Below are 3,648 nucleotides of genomic sequence, written 5' to 3' on the forward strand. Positions count from 1 at the left end.
GCGCCGCAGATGCCGCACCCCTCACCACACCCGGCGCCTGCTCCCCCACCGCCAACGCCGCCAGCCCGGCCGTCAACTCCTCACGCCCGGCCGCCAGCACCACACCCCGCTGCTCCAGCACCGACCGCGACCGGACCAACGCCGACGCCACCACCGCGAGATCGACGTCCTCCCGCTCACCCACGAAGTCGGCCAGCCGCCCCGCCTGCGCCCGCAACGCCGGCTCGGACCGACCCGACACCACGAACGGCAGCACCCTCTCCGGAAGGGACACCCCAGACGCCGCCCCAGCAATCTCCGGAGCCTGCTCCACGATCACATGCGCGTTCGTCCCACTGATACCGAAGGACGACACCGCCGCCCGACGCGGACGCCCGTCCACCTCCGGCCATTCCCGCGCGTCCGTCAGCAGCTCCACCGCACCCGCCGACCAGTCGATCCGGGTCGAGCGCTGCTCTGCGTGGAGGGTCTTCGGCAGTGTGCCGGCGCGGATCGCCTGGACCGTCTTGATGAGGCCCGCGACGCCGGCGGCGGCGCCGGTGTGCCCGATGTTGGACTTGACCGAGCCGAGCCACAGCGGCCGGCCGGCGGGGCGGCTCTGGCCGTAGGTGGCGAGGAGGGCCTGTGCCTCGATGGGGTCGCCGAGCCGGGTGCCGGTGCCGTGTGCCTCCACCGCGTCGACGTCGGCGGCCGACAGACCGGCGTTGGCCAGGGCAAGTCGGATGACCCGCTGCTGGGAGGGGCCGTTCGGCGCGGTGAGGCCGTTGCTGGCGCCGTCCTGATTGACCGCGCTGCCGCGGACCACCGCCAGAACGCGGTGACCGTTGCGTCGCGCGTCGGCCAGTCGTTCGACGAGCAGGACGCCCACGCCGTCGGCGAGTCCCATGCCGTCGGCGGTCTCCGCGAACGCCTTGCAGCGGCCGTCCTCCGCCAGTCCGTGCTGGGCGCTGAAGCCGAGGAACTGACCGGGGGACGACAGCACCGTGACACCGCCGACGAGGGCCAGTGAGCACTCCTCGCCGCGCAGCGCCTGGACGGCCAGGTGGAGGGCGACCAGGGAGGACGAGCAGGCCGTGTCCACGGTCACGGCGGGGCCTTCGAGCCCGTACAGGTAGGACAGGCGGCCGGAGACGACGGCCGCGGCCGTGCCGGTGGTGAGGTGTCCGGCGTACTCGTCGGGCACCCGGCCGGCTGTCCAGCCGTACTCCAGGTTGTTGGTGCCCATGAACACGCCGGTCTGGCTGCCGCGCAGGTCGGCGGGGACGATCCCGGCGTTCTCGAACGCCTCCCAGGAGGTCTCCAGCAGCAGCCGCTGCTGCGGGTCCATGGCCATGGCCTCGCGCGGGGAGATCCCGAAGAAGCCGGCGTCGAAGCCGGCCGCGTCGGAGAGGAAGCCGCCGGACGCGGTGTAGGTGGTGCCGGGGTGGTCCGGATCGGGGTGGTAGAGGCGGTCGAGGTCCCAGCCGCGGTCCTGCGGCAGGGGGCCGATCGCGTCCTGGCCACGCTCGACGAGGTCCCACAGGTCCTGCGGGGAGGCGACGCCGCCGGGGAAGCGGCAGGCCATGCCGACGATGGCGACGGGTTCGGCGGTCCCGGCCGCGGCTTCTAGCTCCTCGATCCGCTGCTGCGCGTCGTGCAGTTCGGCCGTGGCCCACTTCAGATACTCGCGAAGGGTCTCTTCATTCGCCACGGCAGTCCTCCGGTACTGGGGTCGCGGTGTTCGTGGGGCCGGGGTGGCTCATGGCGTTCATCCGGCGGGGGTGTTGCGGCGCAGCCGGGTGTCGATGAACGCCAGCATCTCGTCGTCGGTGGCCGCTTCGAGTTCCTCGGCGACGCTCCGTTCGGCGGGCGGCCGGGGGGCGTTGCCCGCGCCGGTGTCGGAGTCGATGCCGGCGTCGGTGGTGGTCCAGGTGGTGAGCAGGGTCTGCAGCCGTTTGGTGATGCTGGCCCGGTCGGTCTCGCCGACGACGGCGGACGCCAGGCCGGAGGCGAGACGGTCGATCTCCGCGTGGACGTGGGCGGCGCCCGCCATGCCGTCCTCCAGCAGTTCGGTGAGCAGCAGGTCGACGAGGGCGAGGGGGGTCGGGTGGTCGAAGAGGAGCGTGGCCGGCAGGCTGAGCCCGGTGAGCCGGTTGAGCCGGTTGCGCAGGTCGACCGCGGTGATGGACTCGAAGCCGAGTTCGCTGAAGGCGCGGTCCGGGCGGATCTCGTCGACGGAGTCGTGGCCGAGGGCGGCGGCCGTGTGGGCGCGGACCAGTTCCAGCAGGCGGTGGGTGCGGTCGGGGGCGTTCAGCTCGGTCAGTTCGCGGCGCAGGTCGTCGGCCGCGTCGGCGGCCAGCCGTGCCTCCTCCTCGAGGGCGGCCAGGGCGGCGCGGGCCTCGGGGAGGGTGTCGATCAGCGGGCTGGGGCGCTGCGCGGTGAAGGCGGCGGTGAAGACCGGCCAGTCGACGTCGGCGACGGTCACGCAGGTGTCGTCGTGGTCGAGCGCGGTCCGCAGGGCGGCCAGGGCGTGCGCGGGGTCGAGCAGGCGCAGGCCGCCGAGGCCGATCCGTCGGACGGCGCGGGCGGCTTCGGGGTCGTCGGTGGCGTGTGCCTCGGCCAGCAGGTCCCAGACCGGCCAGGCCACGGAGAGGGCGTGGCGACCCTGGGCGCGGTGCCGCTCGGCGAGCGCGTCGAGGTGGGCGTTGGCGGCGGCGTAGGCGCCGTGTTCGCCGCTGCCCCAGAAGGCGGCCACGGACGAGAAGTGCACGACGGTCCGCAAGTGGGCCGGGTCGAGGAGGTCATCGAGGAGTTGGGCGCTGTGCGCCTTGTCGGCCAGGACGCGGGCGAGGGCCGCGGGGTCGGTGTCGTGCAGGGGGGCCAGGCCGGGGTCGCCGGCCGTGTGCATCAGGTCGGTGATGCGGTGGCCGTCGGCGGTGAGGCGGTCCAGCAGGTCGGTCACCTGCCGCCGGTCGGTCAGGTCGCACGCGGCGAACGTCAGCCGGGTGGCGGACGTGCCGATCTCCGCCTCGATGCGGGCGGACGCTTCGGGGTCGACGCGTCCGGCCAGGACGAGGTGTTCGGCTCCGCGTTCGGACAGCCAGCGGGCGATCCGGGTCTCCAGCGGCCCGGTGCCGCCGGTGATCAGGACGGTGCCGGTCGGCCGCCAGTCCCGTACGGGGGCCGTGACGGACAGGGGGGCGCGGACCATGCGGCGTACGGAGGTCCCGGTCGCGCGGAGCGCGAGTTGGTCCTCGTGCGCCGCGTTGACGAGGGCTTGGCGCAGTCGACCCGCGTCGTCGGCGCCGAGCTGTCGCGGGAGGTCGACCAGGCCGCCCCAGCGGTCGGGCCGTTCGAGCGCCGCGACCCGGCCGAGGCCCCACAGGCGGGCCTGTTCCGGGTTCCGGGGCGCCGGTTCGCCGTCGACGGCGACGGCGCCGCGTGTGAGGCACCACAAGCGGGTGCCGGCGGTGAGGTCGTGCACGGCCTGGACGAGGAGCAGGGTGGCCGTGAGGCCGGCCGAGACCTCCGGCAGGTCGGGGTGGGCAGTGGGGTCGAGGGCGAGCAGCGACAGAATGCCAACCGGTCCGGGGCCGTCGGGCAGGGCGGCCTCGACGGCGTGGGTGAGCACTGTCCGGTCGGTGCCGGCGGGGTCGACGACGAGGGTGG

At 74.3% G+C, this 3,648-nt stretch carries 2 protein-coding genes; both read right to left on the minus strand.

From position 1 onward, the window contains the following. Nucleotides 1-1,690 (minus strand): type I polyketide synthase (locus ALMP_RS35335; RefSeq protein WP_264935861.1); only part of this gene is annotated, 1,690 nt, incomplete at its 3' end. A gap of 57 nt (nucleotides 1,691-1,747) precedes the next feature. Then, nucleotides 1,748-3,648, minus strand: a 1,901-nt coding sequence (locus ALMP_RS35340) for a beta-ketoacyl reductase (RefSeq protein ID WP_264935862.1), incomplete at its 5' end; no start/stop codon positions are given.

The organism is Streptomyces sp. A012304, from assembly GCF_026008495.1.
Classification (GTDB): domain Bacteria; phylum Actinomycetota; class Actinomycetes; order Streptomycetales; family Streptomycetaceae; genus Streptomyces.